This window comes from Agromyces neolithicus (genome assembly GCF_039529735.1).
Lineage (GTDB): Bacteria > Actinomycetota > Actinomycetes > Actinomycetales > Microbacteriaceae > Agromyces > Agromyces neolithicus.
Genome location: NZ_BAAANJ010000020.1, coordinates 17174 through 41686 on the forward strand (window position 1 = coordinate 17174; position 24513 = coordinate 41686).

The following is a 24513-nucleotide window of genomic DNA, read 5'->3' on the forward strand; positions in this document are numbered from 1 at the left end:
GACACAGTGGTCGCACACTGGATGGGACAGATCACGTCGGCATGCCGTGATCACGTTGGCGAGGGGTTGCGGCGCATGAGGCGCTTCGGCATCGAAGAGGAGTTCATGGTGCTCGACCGCCACCGGCTGGCTCCGGTGGCGCTGGGAGAGCGCATGGTGCACACCCTGCGTCGCGGCGCGTATGGTGAGCGCGTCACGGGCGAGTTCCTGGCCGCTCAGGTCGAATACTCGACCGCGATCCACCGACATGTACGGCAGGCCTCAGCGGAGTTGCACGGCTTCAGGAGGGAGCTCGCCGCGGTCGCACAGGACCTCGATGTCGTCGCGGTCGGCAGCGGCACGCCGTTCGATGCGTGCGACTCGTCGACGATGGTCACCGAGAAGGAACGCTACCGGCGCATCGCCCGCAACTTCGGCGGTCTCGTGGTCGACCACCAGGTGAACGGGCTCCATGTGCACGTCGAGGTCGACGATCGCGAGGCGGGGGTGCGTGCGCTCAACGGCCTGCGGCACTGGCTGCCCTGCCTGCTTGCGCTCACCGGGAACTCTCCGTTCTGGCGCGGTCGCGACACCGGGTTCGCGAGCTGGCGCACGATGATCCAGCGTCGGCTGCCGACGATGGGATGCCCACCGCAGTTCGCCGATGCGGCGGATTACTCCGCTCGCTCGCGGGCCCTGGTCGCGACGGGCGCCATCACCGACCTGCAGTCGCTCGGCTGGACTGCAAGGCTGTCCGAGCGGTTCCCCACGATCGAGGTGCGCGTCTTCGACGCACAGCTGACGGTGGCTGAATCGCTGCTGGCGGGAGCACTCACGCGATCCATCGTGACGACCGTGCTCGAGACCCCGCCACTCGCGCACCTGCCGCAGGAGATCCTCGACGGCTCGCTCTGGCTGGCGGCACGCAACGGCATGGCCGCCGAACTCGCCGACCCGTTCACCGGCGATCCGGCGCCGGCGTGGTCGGTCGCGGCTGCGCTCGTCGACTACGTCGGCCCGGCGCTCGTCGGTCATGGTGATCTCGCGTTCGTCACCGAGTCGCTCGCACGCATCCGCGCACGCGGCACCGGTGCGCAACGACAGGTCGAGGTCTTCCGGCGAGACGGGCCGATCGCCCTGCGCCGGTGGTACGCCGACACGCTCACCGAGGGTACCGGTACGACGCGCGGCGCCGCCCCGGCCTCCGAGGCCCTCCGGCGTGCCCGGATCGACACCCGCCCTCGGCTCGCGCCAGCCGACGAGCAGAGCACGGTGGCGGGCTGAGCAGGTCCGCGAGCGGCGTGACGTCGCCCCGCGTCATACTCGAGCGGCCATCGCTACCCTTGACGTATGCCCGCGAACGATGCCGCCACCACTCCTGCCCGCACCGCCCACGGGGCCGGTCTCGCGACCGTCGCGGCCGACGGCACGGTGCTCGACGCGTGGTTCCCGAACCCCGCGCTTGTGAGCGAGGGCTCGGCCGAGCCATCCGTTCTCGCCCCTGAACACGCCGCGCTCGCCGGGCCCGACGAGCGACGCAACGTCACCGTCGAGGCCGTCGACCTCACGATCGACCTCGACACCGCCCCCGCCGGCACGGCCGACGCATACCTGCGGCTGCATCTGCTCTCGCACCTCGTCGTGCGCCCGAACACGATCAACCTCGACGGCATCTTCGCGCACCTGCCCTCGGTCGTGTGGACGAACGCGGGGCCGGTGCATCCCGACGACTTCACGCGTCTGCGGCCCGCCCTGCAGCGCGCTGGAATCCATGCTGAAGGGCTCGACAAGTTCCCGCGCCTGCTCGACTACGTCACACCCGACCGCGTGCGCATCGCCGACGCCGCCCGCGTGCGCCTCGGTGCGCACCTCGCACCCGGCACCACCGTCATGCACGAGGGCTTCGTGAACTTCAACGCCGGCACGCTCGGCGCCTCGATGGTCGAGGGACGCATCTCGCAGGGCGTCGTCGTCGGCGACGGCAGCGACATCGGCGGTGGCGCCTCGATCATGGGCACGCTCTCGGGCGGCGGCACGCAGCGCATCGAGATCGGCGAGCGGGCGCTGCTCGGCGCGAACTCGGGCATCGGCATCTCGATCGGCGACGACAGCGTCGTCGAGGCGGGCCTCTACGTCACGGCCGGAACCAAGGTCGTACTGCTCGGCGGCAAGGGCGAACGGCCGAGCACGGTCAAGGCCGTCGTGCTCTCGGGAGTGCCGAACCTGCTGTTCCGACGCAACTCGCTGAACGGCCAGGTCGAGGCGCTGTCGCGGTCGGGCGAGGGCGTCGCACTGAACGCGGCGCTGCACGCCTGAGGGTAGGCCTCGACCGACGGGTCTCGATACGGCGCTGGCGCGCCTACTCGACCGACGGAAGGAGGCGCTGGCGCGCCTACTCGACCGACGGAACCACCGCCGCTTCTCGGCTACAGTGGTGCTTCCGATCACGCATCACGAAGGAGTGACGTGGGTACCGACGCACCCAGAACCCGCAGGCACCGAGGGCTCAGCTTTCTCATCGGCCTGCTCGTCACCGTGCTCGTACTCGCCGTCGTCGCCGCGGGTTTCGGATGGTGGACCGTGCAGCGCTCGTTTCCCACGACGAGCGGTCGCGTCGACGTGCCTGGGCTCACCGCGTCGGTCACCGTGTACCGCGACGACGCTGGCATTCCGCAGCTGGTCGCCGAGACCGACCACGACCTCTTCTTCGCGCAGGGCTACGTGCACGCCCAGGATCGCTTCTGGGAGATGGACTTCCGTCGCCACGTCACCGCCGGTCGCCTCGCCGAGCTGTTCGGCCAGTCGCAGGTCGGCACCGACGCGTTCATCCGCACGCTCGACTGGCGCGGCATCGCCGAGCGCGAGTACGAGCTGCTCGACCCCGAGTCGAAGGCCTATTACGACGCCTACGCCGACGGCGTCAACGCCTACCTCGACGAGCGCGGGGGCGCCGACCTCTCGCTCGAGTACGCCGTGCTCGGGCTGCAGAATCCCGGCTACTCCCCCGAGCCGTGGTCGCCCATCGACTCGATCGCGTGGCTCAAAGCCATGGCCTGGGACCTGCGATCGAACCTCGGCGACGAGATCGACCGGGCGCTGCTCGCCACCGAGTTGACTCCAGAGCAGATCGACTTCCTGCACCCCGAGTACGCGTGGGGCGAGATGCCAACGATCGTCGGGGGGCCGCTCGCCGCGGCGCCCGCCGCGACGTCGATCGAGCCGCTCGCCGAGACAACGGCGACGGCGACGGCAACGGCAACGGCGGATGTCTCGTCCGACGGCGTCGCCGACGCCCTCACCTCGCTCAGCGCGGCGATCGACGGGGTGCCCGAACTGCTCGGCCCCGAGGGCGGCGACCTCGGGTCGAACTCGTGGGTGATCTCGGGGGCGCTCACCGAGTCGGGCCGGCCGCTGCTCGCGAACGACCCGCACCTCGGGCCCGCCATGCCCTCGATATGGACGCAGATGGGCCTGCACTGCGCCGAGGTGCGCGACGACTGCGCCTTCGACGTCGCGGGCTACACCTTCTCGGGACTGCCTGGCGTCATCATCGGGCACAACGACCGCATCGCCTGGGGGTTCACGAACCTCGGGCCCGACGTCGCCGACCTGTTCCTCGAGCGCGTCGACGGCGACACCTACGAACTCGACGGCACCCAGGTCCCTCTCACTGTGCGCGAAGAGACCATCGACGTCGCCGGCGGCGACCCCGTGACGATCACCGTTCGCTCCACCGGGCGCGGCCCGATCGTGACCGACATCCGCGACGATTTCGGTGACGTCGCGGCCGAGTACCCCGCGGCATCGGGCGCCCCCGAGGGTGAGTACGAGGTTTCGCTGCAGTGGACGGCGCTCACCGCCGGCACCACGCCGCAGGCGATCTTCGCGCTCAACAAGGCACGTGACTGGCAGGGTTTCCGCGACGCTGCCGCCCTCTTCGACGTTCCCTCGCAGAACCTCATCTACGCCGACGACTCGGGCAATATCGGCTACCAGGCGCCCGGCGACATCCCGGTTCGCCTCTCGGGCGACGGCACGGTGCCGCTGCCCGGGTGGACCAGCGCGAACGGCTGGTCGGGCAGCCTCGCCTTCGATGAGCTGCCGTCGGTGTTCAATCCCGCTGCCGGGTACATCGTGACCGCGAACAACCCCGCGGCCGGCCCCGACGGCCCGTTGCTCACCGAGGACTGGGACTACGGCTACCGCGCCGTGGGCATCGACCGCCTCATCCGCGAGCGCATCGCCGACGGCGGCAAGCTCACCGCCGACGACCTCGCGCAGATGCAGCTCGACACCGCAGACGCCAACGCCGCGATGTTCCTGCCGCTCATCGCCGAGCTCGACCTCGACGGCGACGCCGCCCGCGGCGCGGCACTGCTCGACGGCTGGAACGGCCACGCCGACGCCGACAGCGCCGAGGCGGCCTACTTCGCCGTGTTCTGGCGAACGTTGCTCGACGACCTGTTCGCATCGCTGCCCGAACCCACGCGACCGCAAGGCGGAGACCGCTGGTTCAACGTCGTCGGCACCCTGCTCGGCCAGCCCGATTCCCCATGGTGGAGCAGCACCGCCTCTGGCGCCACCGGCCGCGACGCCGTCGTCGCCGAGGCGCTCGCCGCCGCCTGGTCGGAGGCCTCCGAGCTCATGGGCGACGACTCCGACGCCTGGCGTTGGGGCGAGCTGCACACGCTCACCCTCACCAACGCGAGCTTCGGCGAGTCGGGCATCGGGCCGATCGAGTGGCTCTTCAACCGCGGGCCCTACGAGCTCGGCGGCGGATCGTCGATCGTGAACGCCATCGGGTGGGACGTGAGCCTCGGCTACGGCGTCGACTGGGTGCCGTCCATGCGCATGGTCATCGACCTCGACGATCTCGACGAATCACGCTGGATCAACCTGACCGGTGCCTCGGGTCACGCGTTCAACCCGCACTACGACGACCAGGCGCCCCTGTGGCAGCGCGGCGAACTGCGGCCCTGGCCGTTCACCGTCAAGGCCGTGCAGGAGGCCGCGAGCGACACCCTGCAACTGCGCCCCGCGGGCTGACGCCGGGCCACCCCGCGATGACGCCCAGCTGACCACTCAGCGCAGCACCGAACTCAGCAGCAGGCTGGTCTCGCTGTTGACGACGCCCTCGATCGACCTGATGCGCCCCAGCACACGGTCGAACTCGGCGAGACTCTCGGTTCGCAATTCGGCCACGAGGTCCCAGCCGCCGTTCGTCGTGTGCAGCGCAATCACCTCGGGCAGCCCGCGAAGCCCGCGGATGACGTCATCGGTCGTGCGCCCCTCGACCTCGATGAGCGAGATCGCGTGGATCGCGAGCGGTTCGAGTTCGTCGCGCACGCGCACCGAGAAGCCGACGATGATTCCGGATGACACGAGCCGATCGATGCGGCTGTTCACGGTCGCCCGGGCCACGCCGAGGGTGCGTGCGAGGCTCGCCACCGGTGCGCGCCCGTCTTCGCGCAGCGCAGCGAGCAGCCGCCGGTCGAGATCGTCGAGCACCGCCATGCACAGATCGTACATCGGGGCTCTACGTTCTGCGAGGTCCTATGACGATTCGTGCACGCTTCGGGCGTTGCCGTTGTATATCGCCGAAATCTAGGCTCGATGGCAACACCGAGAGGATCACGATGACGAGTTTCGTCGATGTACGCAGCATGGCCGCCTGGGTGGCGAGCACCGGGCCCGAGCATGTGATCGCCGGGCTCGTCGACGAACTCGACCGCGACTTCCGGCGCTGGGAGTCGTTCGACAAGTCGCCTCGCGTGGCGAGCCACACGCCGTTCGGCGTCATCGAGCTGATGCCCACGAGCGACCACGAGACCTACGGGTTCAAGTACGTGAACGGACATCCGTCGAACCCGGCACGCGGCTACCAGACGGTGACCGCGTTCGGCGTGCTCGCCGACGTGCACAACGGCTACCCGACCTTCCTCGCCGAGATGACGATCCTCACGGCGCTGCGCACCGCGGCCACGTCGGCGCTCGCCGCCCGCGCGCTCGCCCGCCCCGACTCGCAGGTGATGGCCATGATCGGTGCCGGCAGTCAAGCCGAGTTCCAAGCGCTGGCCTTCCGCACCGCGCTCGGCATCGATCGCCTGCGCGTGTTCGACGTCGACCCCGACGCGGTCGCCAAGTTCGCCCGCAACCTGCTGCCGCTCGGCTTCACGATCGAGGTGACCGGCAGTGTCGCCGAGGCCCTCGACGGCGCCGATATCGTCACCACGTGCACCGCCGACAAGGCTCGCGCCACGGTCCTCGCCGACGAACTCGTGCGGCCCGGCATGCACCTCAACGCGATCGGCGGCGACTGCCCCGGCAAGACAGAGCTCGACGCCGCGATCCTCGACCGCAGTGCCGTGTTCGTCGAGTACACCCCGCAGACCCGCATCGAGGGCGAAATCCAGCAGCGCGGCGACGACTTCGCGGTCACCGAGCTCTGGGAGGTGCTGACCGAGCGGGCGCCCGGCCGTGCCGGCGACGAACAGGTCACGGTGTTCGACTCGGTCGGCTTCGCCATCGAGGACTTCTCGGCGCTGCGCTACGTGCGCGACCGCGTGGTGGGTACGCAGTACGCACAGCAGATCGACCTTGTCGCCGACCCCGATGACCCGAAGGACCTCTTCGGACTCGTCGGCGCATTCTCGCCGGTCGGCTGACCCGTGGCGGTGCAGGCACCCGAGGCGGTCGTCATGGTGCGGCCGCACCGTTTCCGCCCCAACGAGGCGACGCTGGCCGACAACGGCTTCCAGACCGACGGCGGCGGCGTCGATCTCGCCCGTGTCGCTGCATGCGCATTCGACGAGGCCACGCGCGCCGCCGAAGCGCTCGAGGCGGCCGGTGTCACCGTGCACCTCTTCGAGGACGAGCGGGACGATCGGCCCGACAGCGTCTTTCCCAACAACTGGATGTCAACGCACTCGGGCGGGCACGTCGCGGTCTACCCGATGTTCACCCCGAACCGCCGCAGTGAGCGGCGCGGCGACATCATCGACACCTTGAAGGCGCGCTACCGGGTGCAGGACGTCATCGACTACTCGGGCCTCGAGTACGACGACGTGTTTCTCGAGGGCACCGGTGCGATGGTGCTCGACCACGAGTTCCGCATCGCCTATGCGACGCGGTCGAACCGCGCCGACCCCGTCGCGCTCGAGCGGTTCTGCACCAACTTCGGGTACGAGCCGATGGTGTTCGAGGCGTCCGACGCGCGCAGCATCCCGATCTACCACACCAACGTCATGATGTGCGTGGCCACCGAGTTCGCGCTCGTCGGCCTCGATGCGATCACCTCACCGATGCGCCGCAACGAGGTGGCCGAACGACTCGCGGGCCGCAACCGCCGCTCGGTCATCGAACTCAGCTCCGCGCAACTCGATGAATTCTGCGGCAACGCGATCGAGCTCGAAGCGCAAGACCGACGCGTGCTCGCGCTGTCGCGCCGCGCGTTCGATGCGCTCACCGGCGAGCAGCGTGCGGTCATCGAACGCAGCGCAGAACTGCTGCCGCTCGACGTGCCGACGATCGAGCTCGCCGGCGGATCGGTGCGGTGCATGCTCGCGGGCGTGCACCTCGACCCGCGACCGCAGCGGAGTCAGACGCCGGGGTAGTGCCGTTCGGGCTCGCCGATGTACAGCTGCTGCGGGCGACCGATCTTGGTGGCCGGGTCGAGATTCATCTCGCGCCAGTGCGCCATCCACCCCGGCAGGCGCCCGATGGCGAACAGCACCGTGAACATGCGGGTCGGAAAGCCCATTGCCTTGTAGATGACGCCGGTGTAGAAGTCGACGTTCGGGTACAGGCGCCGCTCTTTGAAGTAGTCGTCTTGCAGGGCGAACTGCTCGAGCTCCTGTGCAATGTCGAGCAGGGGGTCGCTGACGCCGAGCCCGGCGAGCACCTCGTTGGCCGACTGCTTGACGATCTTCGCGCGGGGGTCGTAGTTCTTGTAGACGCGGTGCCCGAAGCCCATGAGCTTCACGCCGTCTTCTTTGTTCTTCACGCGCTCGACGAACCTGCCGACACCCTCGCCCGAGTCGCGGATGCGTGCGAGCATCGAGAGCACGGCCTCGTTGGCGCCGCCGTGCAGGGGGCCTGAGAGTGCCTGGATGCCCGCCGAGATCGACGCATAGAGGTTGGCGCCCGTCGACCCCACGAGGCGCACCGTCGACGTCGACGCGTTCTGCTCGTGGTCTTCATGCAGGATGAGCAGCCGGTCGAGCGCGCGCGCGAGGGTGGGGTCTTCGACGTATCGTTCGGCCATGTTGCCGAAGTTCAGCCGCAGGAAGTTCGGCACGAAGTCGAGCGAATTGTCTGGGTACAGGAACGCCTGACCCACGCTCTTCTTGTGTGCGTAGGCAGCTATGACGGGAAGCTTGGCGAGCAGTCGCACCGTCGTGAGCTCGACGTGCTCGGGGTCGTGCGGGTCGCTCGAGTCTTCGTAGTAGGTCGACAGTGCCGACACCGCGCTCGACAGCACCGACATGGGGTGCGCCGTGTGCGGCAGCGCCGAGAAGAAGCGCTTGAGGTCTTCATGCAGCAGCGTGTGACGGCGCACCTTCTCGTCGAACTCGGCGAGCTCGTCGGCGGTGGGCAGCTCGCCGTAGATGAGCAGCCAGGCCACCTCGAGGAACGTCGAGTGCTCGGCGAGCTCTTCGATGGGGTAGCCGCGGTAGCGAAGGATGCCCTGTTCGCCATCGATGTAGGTGATCGCCGACCGCGTCGATGCGGTGTTCACGAAGCCGTAGTCGAGGGCGGTGAGCCCGGTCTGACGCGTCAGTGTGCCGAGGTCGAGACTCGAGTTGCCGTCGATCGCCGGCTGGATCGGGAACTCGGCACGCCCGCCGGGGAATGAGAGCGTTGCAGCTGCGGGGTTCTGCCCCTCTGCACTGTTCACGACGTCGCTCACGGCGCCTCCTGTGATCGTCACTTGCGCGGTCACCTGCCTTCTGGCGGCGCGCCGGTCGGCGCACGGCCCGGGTTACAGCCTAGACGTGCCATCGGCACACTGTTGCATCTGCCAAGACAATCGGCCATTCGTTGGAGACGTTCACAATCGGTGCCAGACGGCGGGCGACGAACGGATGCTACGCGGGTGCGGCGGCCCGCAGCCTCGAGGCCGCGGCCTGCACCCGCTCATCGGTCGCGGTGAGTGAGAGCCGCACGTGCTCGGGGAAGTGCACGCCGTAGAAGTGGCCCGGGCCGCCGACGATGCCGAGGTCGGCGAGACGCTCGATCGACTGCCACGCGTCGCGGCCCTCGGTCGCCCAGAGGTAGAGCCCCGCCTCACTGTGGTCGATGCGGAACCCCGCCGCCTCGAGCGCCGGCTTCAGCAGATCGCGGCGCGCGCGGTAGCGCTGCTTCTGCTCGGCGACGTGCGCGTCGTCGCGAAGCGCCGCGATCATGGCCTGCTGCAACGGCTGCGGCAGCATGAGCCCCGCGTGCTTGCGCACCGTGGTGAGCCGGGCGATCACGGTGCGACATCCGGCCACGAACGCCGTGCGGTACCCCGCCATGTTCGATTGCTTCGAGAGCGAATAGATGACGAGCGTGTCGCGGCGGCTGTCGCCGACGACGCGCGGATCGAGCAGGCTCGGCGCGGGAGCGTCGGCCCACTCGCCCTGCCAGCCGAGCTCGGCGTAGCACTCGTCGCCGACGATCACGGCGCCGAGCTCGCGCGCGCGCTCGCGCGCCGCGCGCAGCTCGTCGATGGTGAGCACACGCCCGTCGGGGTTGCCCGGGCTGTTGAGCCACACGAGCTTCGTGGCCGCGGGCCATGCCGCGGGGTCGTCGGATGCCATCGCGGTCGCACCGGTGAGCACGGCACCCATCTCGTAGCTCGGGTACGCTGCGCGGGGATGCACCACGACATCGCCCTCGCCGAGGCCGAGCAGGAAGGGCAGCAGCGCGACGAGCTCTTTCGAGCCGATGGTAGGCAGCACATGCGCCGGCGTCAGGCCCGTGACGCCGCGGCGCCGTGCGAACCACTCGACGATCGCCGCCCGAAGCTCATCGGTGCCGACGGTCTGCGGATAGGCGTGCGCGTCGGTGGCCGCGGCGAGCGCCTCGCGCACGATGGCCGGCGTCTGGTCGACCGGCGAACCTATCGACAGGTCGACCACGCCGCCGGGGTGCGCGGCGGCGCGCTCGCGGAAGGGCGCCATCAGATCCCATGGGTAGTCGGGAAGTGCCGCACGCCCCACGATCAGTGCGCCTGGGGCGGCAGGGCGGCGATGACCGGGTGGTCTTTGGCGATCACGCCGACCTTCGCCGCACCGCCCGGCGAGCCGATGTCGTCGAAGAACTCGACGTTGGCCTTGTAGTAGTCGGCCCACACGTCGGGAAGGTCGTCTTCGTAGTAGATGGCCTCGACCGGGCAGACCGGCTCGCACGCACCGCAGTCGACGCACTCGTCGGGGTGGATGTACAGCGAGCGTTCACCCTCGTAGATGCAGTCGACCGGACACTCGTCGATGCAGGCACGGTCTTTGACGTCGACACATGGGAGGGCGATCACATAGGTCACGGCAGTTCGACGCTCCTTCGGAAGGCTGGGATTCCAGTCTAGGCGCCTGCGCGACCGTCGGCGTCGGCCTGGCCCGCGCGGACGTCGACATCGCCGCGTCGCCGGGGCGGCAGCTCGGGCCAGGCCACCACGAGCACGGCGATGAGCGCGGGCGCGATGCTCCAGATCGTGCCCGAGAGGTCGCCGACGACGAGCACCGAGCCGCCGGGGCCAGGAAGGGTGAGCAGGGCGATGACGACCACGATGCCCGCGGCCGCCGCAGCCGCCGTCGCGCGGCCCGGCATGACCAGGCGGATGCCGACCAGCAGGGCTGTGACGCCCACGAGCGCCGCCGCAAGCCCCCACGGGATCGTCACCTCGCCGATGCGTAGCGTCGCGCGATGACCGATTGTCGCGAGCGCGCCGTAGACAGCACCGATGAAGAAGGCGACCAGGATCGTTCCGATGCGGGCGCCGAATGCGGTGGTTGGCATGCCTGCTCCCTCGTCGATCCCGGCTGCGGCTCCGAGCGATGCCGGCCCGCTGCCGATCCGAGTCTACCGACGTTGGGCGAGTTGAACTCATGCCGTAGCGTGGTGCCGACGCCCCGCCGACCGAGAGGATCGATGACGATGACCGAGGCCACGACCGATGGCACGACCGACTCGAACGACGTGCGCATCGAGCGCGACGGCGCGATCGCGACGGTGACCATCGACCGTCCGAACGCCCTCAACGCGCTCTCCCCCGCCGTGCTCACCTCACTTGCCGAGGCCTTCGAGTCGCTTGCCGCCGAGGGCCCGGCCGTGCGGGGCGTGTTGCTGGTCGGCGAGGGCGGGCGGGCGTTCGTCGCCGGCGCCGACATCCGCGAGCTCGCGGGCTTCACGCCCGAAGCGGGCGAGGCCACGGCGCTGCTCGGCCACCGTCTCGCCGCGCTCATCGAGGCGCTCCCGGCGCCCGTCATCGCGTGCGTCGACGGGTTCGCGCTCGGCGGCGGACTCGAGCTCGCGCTCGCCTGCGACTTCATCTACGCGACCGATGCCTCGGGTTTCGGCCAGCCCGAGGTGAAGCTCGGCCTCATTCCCGGCTTCGGTGGCACGGTGCGACTGCCCCGGGCGGTCGGCCTCGCCCGTGCGAAGGAGCTCATCTACACGGGGCGCCGCATCGGCATCGACGAAGCCGTCGACATCGGACTCGTGGTGCGCCGGTTCCCCGACCGTGAGTCATTGCTCGCCGGCGCGCGCGAGACCCTCGACCTCGTGGCCACGAACGCGGCACCGGCGGTGGGCCTGGCCAAGCGGGTGCTCGTCGCCGCGACGGGCACCCCGACCGAGGCCGCGAGCGCACTCGAGGTCGAGGGGTTCCGCGACGCGTTCCGCACCGATGACATGCACGAGGGAGTCGCCGCGTTCCTCGAGAAGCGCGAGCCCTCGTTCACCGGAAAGTAGGCCCGCCTCCGCCGGTCGAGTAGCGAGCGCAGCGAGCGTATCGAGACCCGGTCACCAGGTCTCGATACGCGTGCTCCTTCGTCGCCCACTACTCGACCGACGAGGAGTCACCAGGTCTCGATACGCGTGCTCCTTCGTCGCCCGCTACTCGACCGACGAGGAGTCACCAGGTCTCGATACGCATGGTCCTTCGTCGCTCGCTACTCGACCGACGAGGCGATCAGCCGATGCGTTCCGAGAGCCAGGCGAACCCGTCGAAGCGCACGCCGTCGCCGCGGAAGATCTCGAAGTGAAGGTGCGGTCCGGTCGACTGGCCGGTCGTGCCGACCAGGCCGAGCTGCTGGCCCGCGGTGACGCGCTGCCCGACCGACACCGCGAGCGATCCGTACTGCATGTGGCCGTACGAGGTCGTGATGAGCTCGCCGCCGATGTTGTGCTGCACCTCGACGTTCACGCCGAGGCCGCCGCCGTTCTCGGTCGAGAGCACCACGACGCCGTCGGCGATCGACATGACCGGGGTGCCGTCGCCGGGGTTGAAGTCGATGCCGTCGTGGAACGTCGAGCATCCGCCACAGGGGGCCTCTCGGGGACCGAAGCCCGAATAGCGCTTCTCCCAGGTGACCACGGGCCACACGATGGCGTCGCCCTCGGCGATCGACACGGAGCCGACGTTCGCCACTTCAGAGACGATGGGCGGCGGGGCTGCCTCGACGTCGTAGGTCTCGGCGGCGAGCGTCGAGATCACGGCCTCTTCGCTCACCTCGACGCTCTGCGGCGCGTAGGTCACGGTGTCTTCACCGGCCGGGGCATAGACCGAGGCGGTATCGACACCGTCGGTCGCGGTGACCGCGAGCGCGGGCACGCTCGTGGCAAGCATCATCGCGGCCACGAACGACATGGCGAGGGCCGAGAACTTCGGACGCACGGCGCGGCCGGAGCGAGCGGGGCGAGCGGAGCGGCGCTTGAGTCGGGGACGGGCAGGGGCGGGGGCGGCCGCGCGGCGGCCATGCAAGGGGGAAGTCATCACAGCGTTACGTATCTGAGTTTCGGGTTTCGGGGCAGGGAACTGTTACGAGATCGAGACAATCTCAGCTACCGTACGCAGTGATTCTGGGAGGTTCATCCGTGGAGCATGCGTTTTCCCCGTGCATCCGTGAGAGCGATCTCTGTCAGCAACGGCGCGGGAACAGCGAAGCGGATGTCGCGGGCTCGGCCCGCGACATCCGCTTCGAGGTTGCTCAGCCCTGCTTCTTGAGACGCGACGTCGCGCGCGCACGGGCCGTCGCGTCGAGCTCGACCTTGCGGATTCGGACCGCCGCCGGGGTGACCTCGACGCACTCGTCTTCGCGGGCGAACTCGAGGCACTCCTCGAGCGAGAGCTGGCGCGAGGGCGTCATCGACTCGAAGGTGTCGGCCGTCGAGGACCGCATGTTCGTGAGCTTCTTCTCTTTGGTGATGTTCACGTCCATGTCGTCGGCACGCGAGTTCTCGCCGATGACCATGCCCTCGTACACCTCTTCGGTCGGGTTCACGAAGAACGTCATGCGCTCTTGCAGGGCGATGATCGCGAAGGGGGTGACGACACCGGAACGGTCGGCGACGATCGAGCCGTTGTTGCGGGTGACGATCTGGCCGGCCCATGCGTCGTAGCCGTGCGAGATCGCGTTCGCGATGCCCGTGCCGCGGGTGGTGGTCATGAACTCGGTGCGGAAGCCGATGAGGCCGCGGCTCGGCACGATGAACTCCATGCGCACCCAGCCGGTGCCGTGGTTCGACATGTTGTCCATGCGACCCTTGCGCGAGGCGAGCAGCTGGGTGATCGCGCCCAGGTACTCCTCGGGCGCGTCGATCGTGAGGTGCTCGTAGGGCTCGTGCGTCTTGCCGTCGACCTGCTTCGTGACCACCTGCGGCTTGCCGACGGTCAGCTCGAAGCCCTCACGGCGCATCTGCTCGACGAGGATCGCGAGCGCGAGCTCGCCGCGGCCCTGCACCTCCCAGGCGTCGGGACGGCCGATGTCGAGCACCTTGAGCGACACGTTGCCGACGAGCTCGCGGTCGAGGCGATCTTTCACCATGCGCGCCGTGAGCTTGTGTCCCTTGACCTTGCCGACGAGGGGCGAGGTGTTCGTGCCGATGGTCATCGAGATCGCCGGCTCGTCGACCGCGATGATCGGCAGAGGGCGCACGTCGTCGGCATCGGCGAGGGTGTCGCCGATCATGATGTCTTCAAAACCTGCGACCACCGCGATATCACCGGGGCCGGCACTCTCGGCGGGGTACCGGTCGAGCGCCTTCGTGAGGAAGAGCTCGGTGACACGCACGTTCTGCACGGAGCCGTCGTGCTTGACCCACGCGACCGTCTGGCCCTTCTTGATGCTGCCGTGGAAGACGCGCAGCAGCGCAAGCCGGCCGAGGAACGGCGACGCATCGAGGTTGGTCACGTGCGCCTGCAGGGGGTGCTCGTCGTCATATGTCGGCGCGGGGATGTGCTGCAGGATCGCCTCGAACAGAGGCTCGAGGTCGTCGTTGTCGGGCAGCTCGCCGTTCTCGGGCTTGTGGTGGCTCGCGGCCCCGTTACGGCCCGAGGCGTAGACGACGGGAACGTCGAGGATCGCGTCGAGGTCGAGGTCGGGCACATCGTCGGCGAGGTCGGATGCGAGGCCGAGCAGCAGGTCTTGGCTCTCGGCCACGACCTCGTCGATGCGCGCGTCTGGACGGTCGGTCTTGTTGACCAACAGGATCACGGGCATGCGCGCTTCGAGCGCCTTGCGCAGCACGAACCGGGTCTGCGGCAGCGGGCCCTCGCTCGCGTCGACGAGCAGCACGACGCCGTCGACCATCGAGAGACCGCGCTCGACCTCGCCGCCGAAGTCGGCGTGACCGGGGGTGTCGATGACGTTGATCGTGATCGGGCTGCCGTTCGAGTGCACGCCGTTGTACGAGATCGCCGTGTTCTTGGCGAGGATCGTGATGCCCTTCTCGCGCTCGAGCTCGTTGGAGTCCATCGCACGCTCTTCGACGTGCGCGTGTTCGGCGAACGAGTGCGTCTGGTTGAGCATCGCGTCGACGAGCGTGGTCTTTCCGTGGTCGACGTGAGCGACGATCGCGACGTTGCGCAGGTCGTTGCGGGTGGCGTTCGCCATGGTTCGGTCCTCTGGGCTGGTGGGCTTCGCGCGACGCCCCGGTGGCCGCGAATGGCGGCACGACGGGAGCGCTGGAAGCGCTGTGGGTGAAGGTCTGTGGGAGAGCGCGAGACGCCGAATCGACGGCGCGCGCCGGTACAGCCTACCGTGCCATCGGGTGAGAAGCCTGCGAACGCCGAACGCCCGGCATCCGAAATGATCGGATGCCGGGCGTTCGTGCGCGAGCTGATGCGCCGAGAACTACGCCCCGAGCGGGATGTTCGCGCCCGGAATGGCCGCGAGCAGGTCTCGGGTGTACTGCTCTTTCGGGTTGTCGAACACCTCGTCGGTGGTCGCCGCCTCGACGACGCGCCCCCGCTGCATCACGCAGACGTTGTCGGCGATGACGCGCACGACCGCGAGGTCGTGGGTGATGAAGAGGTACGTCAGGTTGAGCTCGGCCTGCAGGTCGGCGAGCAGGCGCAGGATCTGCGCCTGCACGAGCACGTCGAGCGCCGAGACCGCCTCGTCGAGGATGACGATCTCGGGCTTCAGGGCGAGCGCACGCGCGATCGCGATGCGCTGACGCTGGCCGCCCGAAAGCTCGTTCGGGTAGCGGCTCACGAGCGTGCGCGGCAGCGACACCTGGTCGAGCAGCTCGAACACCCGCTCACGACGCGACGCCTTGGTGCCGACCTTGTGCGTCGACATCGGCTCGGCGATGGTGTTGCCGATGTTGCGCAACGGGTTGAGCGAGCCGTAGGGGTCTTGGAAGACCGGCTGCATGCGGCTGCGCAGCGCGAACATCTCTTGGCTGCTCACCGACGACAGGTCGTTTCCGCCGACGACGATCTTGCCGCTGGTGGCATCTTCGAGCTTCAGCAGCATCTTGGCCACGGTCGACTTGCCCGAGCCCGACTCGCCCACGAGCGCCGTGGTGGTGCCCTTGGCGATCTGGAACGAGACATCGTCGACCGCCGTGAAGTCGCCCGCACCACGGATCTTGTAGACCTTGGTGAGATTCTCGACGACGATGGCCGGCGGCTGGGCCGCGGCGGCCTCGAGCGCCTCGGCGCGCGCCTCGGCGGTCGCGATCAGGTCGATCGTGTCGCCGGCCGCGGTTGCCGCACCGCTCGACATCGCCGTCTCGGCGGCGGCGATGCTGCCCGACGCCTGGATGCGACGCGAGGCGAGGCTCGGAGCCGCGGCGACGAGCCGCTGCGTGTACGGGTGCTGCGGGTTCTGGAGGATCTCGACCGACGGGCCGGCCTCGACGACCTGGCCCTTGTACATGACGAGCAGCTGCTCGGCACGCTCGGCCGCGAGGCCGAGGTCGTGCGTGATGAACAGCAGCGTCGTGCCGAGTTCGCGGGTGAGCGATTCGAGGTGGTCGAGGATGACCCGCTGCACGGTGACGTCGAGCGCCGAGGTGGGCTCGTCGGCGATGAGCAGCTGCGGGTTCGCCGCGAGGCCCATGCCGATGAGCACGCGCTGGCGCATGCCGCCCGAGAACTGGTGCGGGAACTGCTTCAGGCGGCGGTCTGCGTCGTGCAGTCCCGCCTCTTTCAGCACCTCGATGGCCCGCTTCTTGACGGCCTTCCTGCCGGTGGCGATGCCGTTCGCGCGGATCGCCTCTTCGACCTGGAAGCCGATCGACCACACCGGGTTGAGGTTCGACATCGGGTCTTGTGGGACGAACCCGATCTTGCGACCGCGGATCGACTCCATCTCGTGCTCATTGGCCTTGGTGAGATCTTGCCCGTCGAGCAGGATCTGGCCGCCGGAGATGAAGCCGGTGCCGGGCAGCAGGTTGATGATCGCGTGCGCGGTCGTCGACTTGCCCGAGCCCGATTCGCCCACGATCGCGAGGCTCGAACCACGCTCGAGGCTGAAGCTCACGCCGCGCACGGCCTGCACGAGGCCGTCTTGGGTGCGGAACGCGACTTCGAGGTCTTTGACTTCGAGAAGTGGGGTGCTCATCGCTGTGCCCTCGCCTTCGGGTCGAGGGCGTCACGGATGACTTCGCCCATCATGATGAACGAGAACACCGTCAGCGAAAGCGCGATCGACGGGTAGAGCAGCACCTGGGGTGCCGTTCGCAGCGTCGTCTGCGCCTGCGCGATGTCGTTGCCCCACGACATGAACGTCGAGGGCAGGCCGACACCCAGGAACGAGAGCGTCGCCTCGGCGACGATCGCACCCGCGAGCGCGATCGTGGTGATGACGATGACCGGCGCGATCGAGTTCGGCACGACGTGTGCCCACATGATCTTGAACCGGGGAACGCCGATCGCCGTGGCCGCGGTCACGTAGTCGGATTGCTTCACCCGCAAGATCTCGGATCTGAGCACGCGAGCCGTGACCGGCCATGCGAAGAGGCCGATCGCAAGCGAGATGACCCACACGTTCCGGTAGTCCGCGAGGACCGACATGATGACGACGGCCGCGAGGATGTAGGGGATGGCGAAGAAGATGTCGCCGATGCGCGAGAGCAGGCCGTCGACCCATCCGCCGTAGAATCCGGCGAATGCACCGAAGAGCACTCCGAGGGTGAACACCAGGATGGTCACGATGATGCCGACACTCAGCGACGTGGCGGCACCGTGCACGATGCGCGACCAGACGTCGCAGCCCTGACGGGTGAACCCGAGCGGGTGCCCGTCGGTGGGCGCGCCGTTGCTGTTGGCGAGCTGGCAGTTCGAGTTCGGCGGCTCGCTCGTGAACAGGCCGGGGAACAGGGCGACGAACACGATGATGAGGATCATCGCCGCCGAGATCCAGAACATCGGCCGACGACGCAGGTCGGCCCACGCGTCGATCCAGAGGTTCGACGGCTTGCCCTCGGCCTTGATGGTGTCGATCGCGTCGAGCGGCGTCTCTTCGAGCGGAGCGACGTAGTGCCCGGGCTGGGGCTTCGATGTGGTGGTGTCGATATCAGGCATAACGGATCCTCGGATCGAGTACGGCGTAGAGAAGATCGACCAGGAGGTTCACGATGAGGTACAGCAGCACCATGACCGTGACGAACGACACGATCGTGGGCCCCTCACCGCGAAGGATCGCCTGGAAGAGCGTGCGACCGACCCCGGGCACGTTGAAGATGCCCTCGGTGACGGTGGCTCCCACGAGCAACGTGCCGAAGTCGGTGCCCAGGTAGGTGACGACGGGGATCAGCGAGTTGCGCAGAATGTGCACGGGGACGATGCGTCGTCGCGTGAGCCCCTTGCTGTATGCCGTGCGCACGAAGTCGAGGCCCGCGGTCTCGATGACCGACGAACGGGTCAGTCGCACGATCTGCGCGAAGCTGATGCTCGCCAGCACGAGGGCCGGCAGGATCAGGTCTTCGAGCGGGGCGCCCGCGCCGACCGTGGGGCTGAACCAGCCGAGCTGGATGGCCAGGAAGTACTGCGCCACGAAACCGATGACGAAGATCGGCAGCGAGATGAGCACGAGGCTCACGCCGAGGCCGGTCGCATCGAAGATGCCGCCCTTGCGAAGTCCGCTGATGAGGCCGACGAAGATGCCGGCGACCATCTCTATGAAGATCGCGAGCAGTGCGAGGCGAATGGTCACCGGGAAGGTGCGAGCCAGGACATCGTTGACTGACTGACCCGAGTAGGTGACACCGAAATCGCCTTGGAAGATGCCGATGAGGTAGTGGAAGTACTGCACGATGAACGGATCGTTCAGGTGGTACTGCTCACGGATCTGTTCGATCACACCGGGCGCCGGCGGGCGGTCACCGTAGAGCGCCGCGATCGGGTCGCCCGGCATGGCGAAGACCATGAAGTAGATGAGGAAGGTTGCTCCGAGGAGCACAGGGATGACTTGGAGGAGACGCTTACCGGTGTACCAGAGCATCAGCTCTCCTCAGTTGTTGTCGCTGAGAGCATTAGAACCGCAATCACAAGAATCGAGCATAGATCAGCAAGATGTCCGGGGCGTCACCGCCCCGGACATCTTGCCTCAGGGATTATTCAGACGGGTCGCGTCTCAGCCCTTGGTGATCTGGTGGTACAGCGGGACCGAGTCCCAGCCGAACACCACGTTGTCGACCGTGTCGGCCGATGCGCCGGTCACGTTCGAGTACCACAGCGGGATGGCGGGGAGGTCCTTGAGGAGCACCTCTTCAGCCTGCTGGTACTTGGCGGTCGCCTCTTCGACGGTCTGGGCGACAGCGCCCTCGTCGAGCAGCGTCTCGAACTCTTCGCTCGAGTAGCCCTCGTAGTTCGACCCGGCGCCGGTGCGGTACAGCGGTGCGAGGAAGTTGTACATCGAGGGGTAGTCGCCCTGCCAGCCGGCGCGGGTGGCACCGGTCAGCTTCTCGTTCTCGCGGTCGTCGAGGGCCGCAGCGAACGTCGGGTACGGCTTGCCGACAGCCTGGATACCCAGGGTGTTGGCGATGCTGTTCGCGACTGCGTCGACCCAGGCCTGGTGGCCGCCGTCGGCGTTGTAGGCGATGTCGAAGACGGTGTCGCCGTAAGGAGCGATCGCCTCGGCCTCGGCCCACTTGGCCTGCGCCTCTTCGGGGTTGTACGCGAGGACCTCGGCGCCTTCGAGGCTGTCCGACCAGCCGGCGATGACCGGCGAGGTGAAGTCGGAGGCCGGGGTGCGCGTGCCCTGGAAGATCACGTCGGTGATCTCGTCGCGGTTGATCGCCATCGAGATGGCGGCGCGGCGGAGTTCGCCCTCTTCACCGCTCCAGTGAGGGAGGTAGTACGGCATGTTGAAGCCCTGGAAGATGGCTGCCGGCTGGTTGACCGCGCGGTCGCCGAACTCGTCTTCGAAGGTCGCGAGCGCCGAGTCGGGCACAGCGTCGAGCACGTCGAGGTTACCCGCCTGCAGGTCGGCGTACGCCGTGTCCTGCGAGGTGTAGAAGACGATCGTGAGGCCGCCGTTGGCGGGCGTGCGAACACCGTCGTAGTCGGGGTTCGTCACGAGGTCGATCTTCTCTTCATGCGTCCAGGCGTCTTCGCCGGCGAACATGTAGGGACCGTTGCCGACCGGGTTCTGGCCGAACGCCTCGATGTCTTCGAAGGCGACCTCGGGCAGCGGGAAGTAGGCCGTGTAGCCGAGGCGCAGCGGCCAGTCGGCCTCGGGCGCGACCAGGTCGACCGTGAAGGTCAGGTCGTCGACCACGTTGAGGCCGGTGAGCTCGCTGTCTTCGGTGTAGCTGAAGCCCTCGATGTTGTCGAAGAAGTACGAGGCGCTCTGGGCGTTGCTGTACAGCGCGCCGTAGTTCCACGCGTCGACGAACGAGTTCGCGGTGACGTCGGTGCCGTCGGTGAAGGTCTGGCCTTCCTTGAGCTTGACGGTCCAGTGCTGCGAGTCGTCGGACTCGATCGAATCGGCGACGTCGAGCTCGATGTCGCCCTCGGCGTTGTACGAGACGAGGCCCGCGAAGAGCGACGTCACGATCTTGCCGCCACCGGTCTCGGTGGTGTTCGTCGGGATCAGCGGGTTCTGCGGCTCGGAGCCATTGGTCGTGATGATCGCCTCAGGGTCGCCGGCCGGTGCCGAGGGCTCCGATCCACCGCTCGTGCAGCCGGTGAGCACAAGCGCGCCCGCAGCGGCAAGAGCAATGGCGGCAACGCCGTATCTCTTGGTCTTCAATGTTCCTCCTGTGAGATGTGCGCGAGAGCAGAACGGCTCGTGGCCGCCTGAGCGCTTAGTGCCTACGACAATACGAACCGATCCTGAGACTTGCCAACTCGAGTCGGAAACCGTTACCGATGCGCAACCTTGCCGCAGCACGCCCGGCGGATTCCGTCGCCGAAACGCACGATTGTTGCGTTCTGAGCCGCCGTGCGATGATTGCGGCATGCGATCCGACCGTCGACTGCGGCTCGAGGTGGGCATCATGCTCGGCCTGTCGCTCGGGGCATCCGCGGTGTACTCGATCGTCTCGATCGTGGCTCGTGTCACCGACGAACGTCCGCTCGCCGAGCAGTCGGCCGCCATCAACCAGTCGCGATCGAGCCGCGAGTGGCTCGACTTCACATACCAGTTGCTCGACGTGTTCTTCGGGCTGTTCGTGGTCGCGCTCGCACTCTACCTGCTCTGGCAGCCGGGGCGCAGCCCGTTCCGCCGCATCGGCCTCGACTTCACGCGACCGGGCCGTGACGCGGCATCCGCTCTCGCGCTCGTCGCCGTCATCGGCATCCCCGGAATCGCGCTCTACGCCATCGGCCGGCTCGCCGGCTGGACGGTCGCGGTGGTCGCCTCACCCCTCGACGCGCACTGGTGGACCGTGCCGATCCTGGTGCTCGCGGCGCTGAAGGCGGCGCTCACCGAAGAGGTCATCGTGGTGGGCTACCTGTTCACGAGGCTGCGGGAACTCGGTGTCGGCCCGTGGTCGACCATTCTCTCGAGCGCGCTCCTGCGCGGCACGTACCACCTCTACCAGGGCTTCGGGCCGTTCGCCGGCAACGTCGCGATGGGAATCGTCTTCGGCTGGTGCTACCAGCGCTGGGGGCGCACGATGCCGCTCGTCGTCGCGCACTGGATGCTCGACATGATCTCATTCATCGGATACCCGCTGGCGGTCGGCTGGTGGCCCGAGCTGTTCGCGCCGCCCGAGTAGTCAACAGGCGTCGGATGCCCCGGGCGAGGCGCCGTGGCGGTCGCGCGCCGCGCGCGACGACGTGACGGCCCTGTGGCGTGGACGCGACGGCCACGGTCGGCACTGGCCGCGCGTTCACGGGTTCGACGTACTCCTCGTCGCCGCTGAGGTGCAGATTGCGGCGCGAGGGCGTGCACACGATCGCCATCGACTCGAGCCCGAAGAACCCGCCGCGGGCGAGGTCGGTGACAGCTTGAGCACGACGCACCGCGTCGGCGGTGGCGGGGTCGCCCCGGTCGAGGCTCCGAAGGCGTTTCTCGATGCCGGTGACGTCGGCCGTGGCGGCGCTCACGCCGATGAAGGCCGCGACGAATCCGATGACCGTGAGGACGTCGAGGGTGAGCATGCGGCACCTCCCTGTGCGAATGATCCTCAGTTTATCGCGCGAGGGCGTGCGGCGACATGGGTTCGGGCTCGCGTGGCCCGGCGCGTGCCGCGCCGCGCCGGGCCTCACGAGCGGTCAGCCGTTGAGCCGGTCAGGGCCCGATCTTCTCACCGGCAGGGCTCAGCACCCACCAGACGTCCTGCACGCCCTGGCCGTTCGTGTCGCCGGCGGCCTCGTCGCCGATGTACGAGTAGAGCGGCCATCCGTTGAGCGTGAGCTGGGCGGAACCGTCGACGCCGGTGATGGTGCCGACCTCGCCGGTCACCCCTTCGACCTCGGGGCTGTCGGAATCCGTGGTCACCGCCGGCCAGTTCGTCGCGCACTCGCCCTCGCAGACGCTCGCATCGGCTCCCTGGGTGTCGTTGTCGAACATGTAGACCGTCATGCCCTCACCGTCGACGACGATCTCGCCGAGCGACGACTGGGCCGTGGTGAGGGCTGCCGACATCGACTCGGCCGGCGCCTCTGTCTCGGTCGCGGTCGGTGCTTCGGCAGGCGGTTGCTCGGCCGCTGGTGTCGTACAGCCCGTGAGTGCTACGGCGAGTGCCGCGACGGCGAGTCCGGCTGCAATGCGCAGTTTCATGCGAAGATCCTTCTCTCGTGCTCGCGACCGCCGTGCGCGGCCACGTCGGGTACACGAGAGGACGGCTCGAATGGTTCACCGGCGCTGCAGCTCGTCCGAGACGCCGCGCATGAGCACCTCGCCGCTGGCGATCGCCCGGATCTCGAGGGAGGCGATATCGTCGAGGTCGGCGGCGGTAGCTGCAGAGAGGCGTGCCCCCGTACCGGGACTCGCCCGCCAGCTCGAGACCTCGCTGCGCGTGCCATCGCGTTCGATGACGACGAGCGAGTACGGCCACCCGCCGGGCGGCACGTCGGCGTCGGCGTCGGCATCGCCGTAGCGGCAATCGAGTTCGATCCGGGTTCCCCACCCGACCTGGGTGAGCATGGCCGTGGCGGTGAGCGGAACGTCGACGACCGCCTCGAACGCGACCGCCTCCCGCGCCGTGGCGGGTTGGCCCATGCTCAGCGGCAGCACGACCGCGAGCACGGCGACCGCCGCCGCCGCGGCCACCGCGCCCCACCAGTACCGCGTGCGCCGCGTGCGGCGACGTCGGTCGGCGAGGCGCACCGCGTCGAGCAGGTCGTCGCGAGGTGCCGGTGCGGATGCCCCGTCGGGGTCCTCTGCGATAGCGCTCGCCCGCTCGGGCGCGAGCCGGGCGAGCAGCCCGGGCATGGCGGCGAGCTCTGCGACCGCCCGCGAACACAGTTCGCAGGACTCGAGATGCTCCTCGAACTCGCGCCGTTCGACGGGTGACAGCGCCCCGAGTACATAGGCCGAGTCCCATTCCGCGAAGCGCGCGTGATTCGGGTTCATCGCGTCACTCCCTTCTCTTGCAGCGCGAGCCGCAGGGCGCGAAGACCGTAGTGAAGCCTCGACTTGACCGTGCCCTCGGGAATGCCGAGGCGCCGCGCGACCTCGGCCACGCTGCATCCGCCGTAGTAGGCGTGCACGATCACCGCACGATGCTCCACCGACAGCGTCACCAGCGCCTCCTCCACCAACAGGCTCTCGAACAGGGCGTCGGTTGCGTCGTCCTGTACGCGTTCGGGCAATTCGGCAACTCCGATCTCGTGGCGGCGACGGGCGCTTCGCACCTCGTCGATCACGAGATTGCGGGCGACCGTGAACATCCACGACCTGGTCGACGTAGGCTCCTGGGCGAGGATTCGGGGGCTCCTCCACGCCCGCAGCAGGGTCTCCTGCACAATGTCGTCTGCGCCGGCCGGGTCACCGGTCAGGTGCACGACGTACCGCCACACCGACGGGCCGTGCGCGTCGTACAACGCGGTCAGGCGGCTGTCGTCGTCGGGCGGCATCCGTCACCTCCTGTCTTTCACAACGAGGTAGGGCTGCGATCGGTTCACCGATGCCCGATCGGCCTGCCGGTGAGCCGAGAGCGGGTCGAGCATCGTGTCGGTTCGGATGCCGCGGACCTCGGCCTGGTCGTCGTGCTTACACCGCTCACGGTACTCGCCCTGCTGCTCGGCACGTTCTGGCCGGCCACGCGACGCCGTCTCGGCATCGTGACGGCGCTCGGGGCGTTGCTCGTGCTCGTGATGGTGCCGGTGACGGTCGCGGCCGGAAAGTGGCTCGCCCCCGTGCTCGGACCCATCCCCACGGTCGAGCGGCACGAGGCCTCGGCGAGAAGCTGCCGTCGTCGAGGATCGGCCTGTTCGTCGTGGCCGCGGCCCAGTGGGCGTGGCCCGGTCCACCCGCGACGTCCGGACTTCCCGGGGCACGCAGCCGTGGGCCGCCGGCGACCCCCGAGGACCCAGGTGACCCCCGAGGACCCAGGTGACTCCCGAAGATTCGGGTGACTCCTGAAAACAAGGACGCCGCCCGGTCGAAGGAGTGTCCTTGTTTTCAGGAGTCAACAGCCCGAGGACCC

The 24513-nt window shown here is 68.5% G+C and carries 22 protein-coding genes; 7 read left to right on the forward strand and 15 right to left on the reverse strand.

Annotated elements, in window-relative coordinates:
- Positions 1–75 precede the first annotated feature (75 nt).
- The 3 genes from ABD164_RS16680 (at position 76) to ABD164_RS16690 (ending at position 5025) form a co-directional block, all read left to right on the forward strand.
- A complete protein-coding gene (locus ABD164_RS16680; protein WP_344297596.1) occupies positions 76–1263 on the forward strand; it encodes a carboxylate-amine ligase in 1188 nt (395 codons plus the stop codon).
- A gap of 66 nt (positions 1264–1329) precedes the next feature.
- Positions 1330–2295, forward strand: coding sequence for a 2,3,4,5-tetrahydropyridine-2,6-dicarboxylate N-succinyltransferase (gene dapD / locus ABD164_RS16685; protein ID WP_344297598.1), 966 nt, complete (start codon positions 1330–1332; stop codon positions 2293–2295).
- Between the two features lie 150 nt (positions 2296–2445).
- A complete protein-coding gene (locus ABD164_RS16690) occupies positions 2446–5025 on the forward strand; it encodes a penicillin acylase family protein (protein WP_344297600.1) in 2580 nt (859 codons plus the stop codon).
- Positions 5026–5061: 36 nt separating this feature from the next.
- On the opposite strand, the gene ABD164_RS16695 is transcribed toward ABD164_RS16690, so the two are convergent.
- A complete protein-coding gene (locus ABD164_RS16695) occupies positions 5062–5493 on the reverse strand; it encodes an Lrp/AsnC family transcriptional regulator (protein ID WP_344297602.1) in 432 nt (143 codons plus the stop codon).
- Positions 5494–5615: 122 nt separating this feature from the next.
- Here ABD164_RS16695 and ABD164_RS16700 point away from each other — a divergent pair, with 122 nt between their 5' ends.
- Both ABD164_RS16700 and ctlX read left to right on the forward strand, forming a co-directional pair.
- Complete coding sequence (locus tag ABD164_RS16700; protein ID WP_344297604.1) at positions 5616–6644, forward strand: ornithine cyclodeaminase; 1029 nt, start codon at positions 5616–5618, stop codon at positions 6642–6644.
- Positions 6645–6647: 3 nt separating this feature from the next.
- A complete protein-coding gene (gene ctlX / locus ABD164_RS16705) occupies positions 6648–7592 on the forward strand; it encodes a citrulline utilization hydrolase CtlX (RefSeq protein WP_344297606.1) in 945 nt (314 codons plus the stop codon).
- Here ctlX and ABD164_RS16710 read toward each other — a convergent pair.
- From ABD164_RS16710 to ABD164_RS16725, 4 genes are all read right to left on the reverse strand, one after another.
- Positions 7577–8887 carry a citrate synthase gene (locus ABD164_RS16710; protein ID WP_425545961.1) on the reverse strand — a complete coding sequence of 437 codons (1311 nt, stop codon included), beginning with the start codon at positions 8885–8887 and terminating at the stop codon, positions 7577–7579. The two genes, ctlX and ABD164_RS16710, sit on opposite strands and share 16 nt — an antisense overlap.
- Positions 8888–9065: 178 nt before the next feature.
- A complete protein-coding gene (dapC, locus tag ABD164_RS16715; RefSeq protein WP_344297608.1) occupies positions 9066–10181 on the reverse strand; it encodes a succinyldiaminopimelate transaminase in 1116 nt (371 codons plus the stop codon).
- Positions 10182–10183: 2 nt separating this feature from the next.
- Positions 10184–10504: a ferredoxin gene (gene fdxA, locus ABD164_RS16720; protein ID WP_344297610.1), complete on the reverse strand. Its 321-nt coding sequence runs from the start codon at positions 10502–10504 to the stop codon at positions 10184–10186.
- 38 nt (positions 10505–10542) lie between these two features.
- The gene (locus tag ABD164_RS16725; protein WP_344297612.1) at positions 10543–10977 is read right to left on the reverse strand and encodes a hypothetical protein; all 435 of its coding nucleotides are present in this window, start codon (positions 10975–10977) and stop codon (positions 10543–10545) included.
- A gap of 138 nt (positions 10978–11115) precedes the next feature.
- On the opposite strand from ABD164_RS16725, the gene ABD164_RS16730 reads away from it, so the two are divergent.
- Complete coding sequence (locus tag ABD164_RS16730) at positions 11116–11931, forward strand: enoyl-CoA hydratase/isomerase family protein (protein ID WP_344297614.1); 816 nt, start codon at positions 11116–11118, stop codon at positions 11929–11931.
- A 220-nt stretch (positions 11932–12151) separates the two neighbouring features.
- Here ABD164_RS16730 and ABD164_RS16735 read toward each other — a convergent pair whose 3' ends face one another.
- From ABD164_RS16735 to ABD164_RS16760, 6 genes are all read right to left on the reverse strand, one after another.
- Positions 12152–12856 (reverse strand): M23 family metallopeptidase, encoded by a 705-nt coding sequence (locus ABD164_RS16735; RefSeq protein WP_344297615.1) that lies wholly within the window; start codon positions 12854–12856, stop codon positions 12152–12154.
- A 313-nt stretch (positions 12857–13169) separates the two neighbouring features.
- Complete coding sequence (typA, locus tag ABD164_RS16740; protein ID WP_344297617.1) at positions 13170–15074, reverse strand: translational GTPase TypA; 1905 nt, start codon at positions 15072–15074, stop codon at positions 13170–13172.
- A 240-nt stretch (positions 15075–15314) separates the two neighbouring features.
- Positions 15315–17033, reverse strand: a complete 1719-nt coding sequence (locus tag ABD164_RS16745) for a dipeptide ABC transporter ATP-binding protein (protein WP_344297619.1) — start codon at positions 17031–17033, stop codon at positions 15315–15317.
- Entirely contained in the window at positions 17030–17995 is a 966-nt protein-coding gene (locus tag ABD164_RS16750; RefSeq protein WP_344297621.1) for an ABC transporter permease, read from the reverse strand. The genes ABD164_RS16745 and ABD164_RS16750 overlap by 4 nt, the downstream gene beginning before the upstream one ends.
- Positions 17988–18914 (reverse strand): ABC transporter permease, encoded by a 927-nt coding sequence (locus ABD164_RS16755; protein WP_344297623.1) that lies wholly within the window; start codon positions 18912–18914, stop codon positions 17988–17990. The genes ABD164_RS16750 and ABD164_RS16755 overlap by 8 nt, the downstream gene beginning before the upstream one ends.
- Before the next feature lie 132 nt (positions 18915–19046).
- Positions 19047–20666, reverse strand: coding sequence for a peptide ABC transporter substrate-binding protein (locus ABD164_RS16760; RefSeq protein WP_344297624.1), 1620 nt, complete (start codon positions 20664–20666; stop codon positions 19047–19049).
- A gap of 208 nt (positions 20667–20874) precedes the next feature.
- On the opposite strand from ABD164_RS16760, the gene ABD164_RS16765 reads away from it, so the two are divergent.
- The gene (locus tag ABD164_RS16765; protein WP_344297625.1) at positions 20875–21636 is read left to right on the forward strand and encodes a CPBP family intramembrane glutamic endopeptidase; all 762 of its coding nucleotides are present in this window, start codon (positions 20875–20877) and stop codon (positions 21634–21636) included.
- Here the strand turns inward: ABD164_RS16765 and ABD164_RS16770 are convergent.
- The 4 genes from ABD164_RS16770 to ABD164_RS16785 all read right to left on the reverse strand — a co-directional run bounded on the left by ABD164_RS16770 (position 21578) and on the right by ABD164_RS16785 (position 23941).
- The gene (locus ABD164_RS16770) at positions 21578–22021 is read right to left on the reverse strand and encodes a hypothetical protein (RefSeq protein ID WP_344297627.1); all 444 of its coding nucleotides are present in this window, start codon (positions 22019–22021) and stop codon (positions 21578–21580) included. The two genes, ABD164_RS16765 and ABD164_RS16770, sit on opposite strands and share 59 nt — an antisense overlap.
- A gap of 130 nt (positions 22022–22151) precedes the next feature.
- Positions 22152–22643 (reverse strand): COG4315 family predicted lipoprotein, encoded by a 492-nt coding sequence (locus ABD164_RS16775; RefSeq protein WP_344297630.1) that lies wholly within the window; start codon positions 22641–22643, stop codon positions 22152–22154.
- A gap of 75 nt (positions 22644–22718) precedes the next feature.
- Positions 22719–23438 carry an anti-sigma factor family protein gene (locus ABD164_RS16780; RefSeq protein ID WP_344297632.1) on the reverse strand — a complete coding sequence of 240 codons (720 nt, stop codon included), beginning with the start codon at positions 23436–23438 and terminating at the stop codon, positions 22719–22721.
- Positions 23435–23941 (reverse strand): sigma-70 family RNA polymerase sigma factor, encoded by a 507-nt coding sequence (locus ABD164_RS16785; RefSeq protein WP_344297634.1) that lies wholly within the window; start codon positions 23939–23941, stop codon positions 23435–23437. The genes ABD164_RS16780 and ABD164_RS16785 overlap by 4 nt, the downstream gene beginning before the upstream one ends.
- Positions 23942–24513 lie beyond the last annotated feature (572 nt).

Coding starts and splice junctions, on each gene's coding strand:
- ABD164_RS16775 (WP_344297630.1), bottom strand. CDS start 22,643: ATGAAACTGCGCATTGCAGCCGGACTCGCCGTCGCGGCACTCGCCGTA.
- ABD164_RS16700 (WP_344297604.1), top strand. CDS start 5,616: ATGACGAGTTTCGTCGATGTACGCAGCATGGCCGCCTGGGTGGCGAGC.
- ABD164_RS16680 (WP_344297596.1), top strand. CDS start 76: ATGAGGCGCTTCGGCATCGAAGAGGAGTTCATGGTGCTCGACCGCCAC.
- ABD164_RS16765 (WP_344297625.1), top strand. CDS start 20,875: ATGCGATCCGACCGTCGACTGCGGCTCGAGGTGGGCATCATGCTCGGC.
- dapD (WP_344297598.1), top strand. CDS start 1,330: ATGCCCGCGAACGATGCCGCCACCACTCCTGCCCGCACCGCCCACGGG.
- ABD164_RS16745 (WP_344297619.1), bottom strand. CDS start 17,033: ATGAGCACCCCACTTCTCGAAGTCAAAGACCTCGAAGTCGCGTTCCGC.
- ABD164_RS16780 (WP_344297632.1), bottom strand. CDS start 23,438: ATGAACCCGAATCACGCGCGCTTCGCGGAATGGGACTCGGCCTATGTA.
- ABD164_RS16785 (WP_344297634.1), bottom strand. CDS start 23,941: ATGCCGCCCGACGACGACAGCCGCCTGACCGCGTTGTACGACGCGCAC.
- typA (WP_344297617.1), bottom strand. CDS start 15,074: ATGGCGAACGCCACCCGCAACGACCTGCGCAACGTCGCGATCGTCGCT.
- ABD164_RS16730 (WP_344297614.1), top strand. CDS start 11,116: ATGACCGAGGCCACGACCGATGGCACGACCGACTCGAACGACGTGCGC.
- ABD164_RS16695 (WP_344297602.1), bottom strand. CDS start 5,493: ATGGCGGTGCTCGACGATCTCGACCGGCGGCTGCTCGCTGCGCTGCGC.
- ABD164_RS16750 (WP_344297621.1), bottom strand. CDS start 17,995: ATGCCTGATATCGACACCACCACATCGAAGCCCCAGCCCGGGCACTAC.
- ABD164_RS16725 (WP_344297612.1), bottom strand. CDS start 10,977: ATGCCAACCACCGCATTCGGCGCCCGCATCGGAACGATCCTGGTCGCC.
- ABD164_RS16770 (WP_344297627.1), bottom strand. CDS start 22,021: ATGCTCACCCTCGACGTCCTCACGGTCATCGGATTCGTCGCGGCCTTC.
- ABD164_RS16755 (WP_344297623.1), bottom strand. CDS start 18,914: ATGCTCTGGTACACCGGTAAGCGTCTCCTCCAAGTCATCCCTGTGCTC.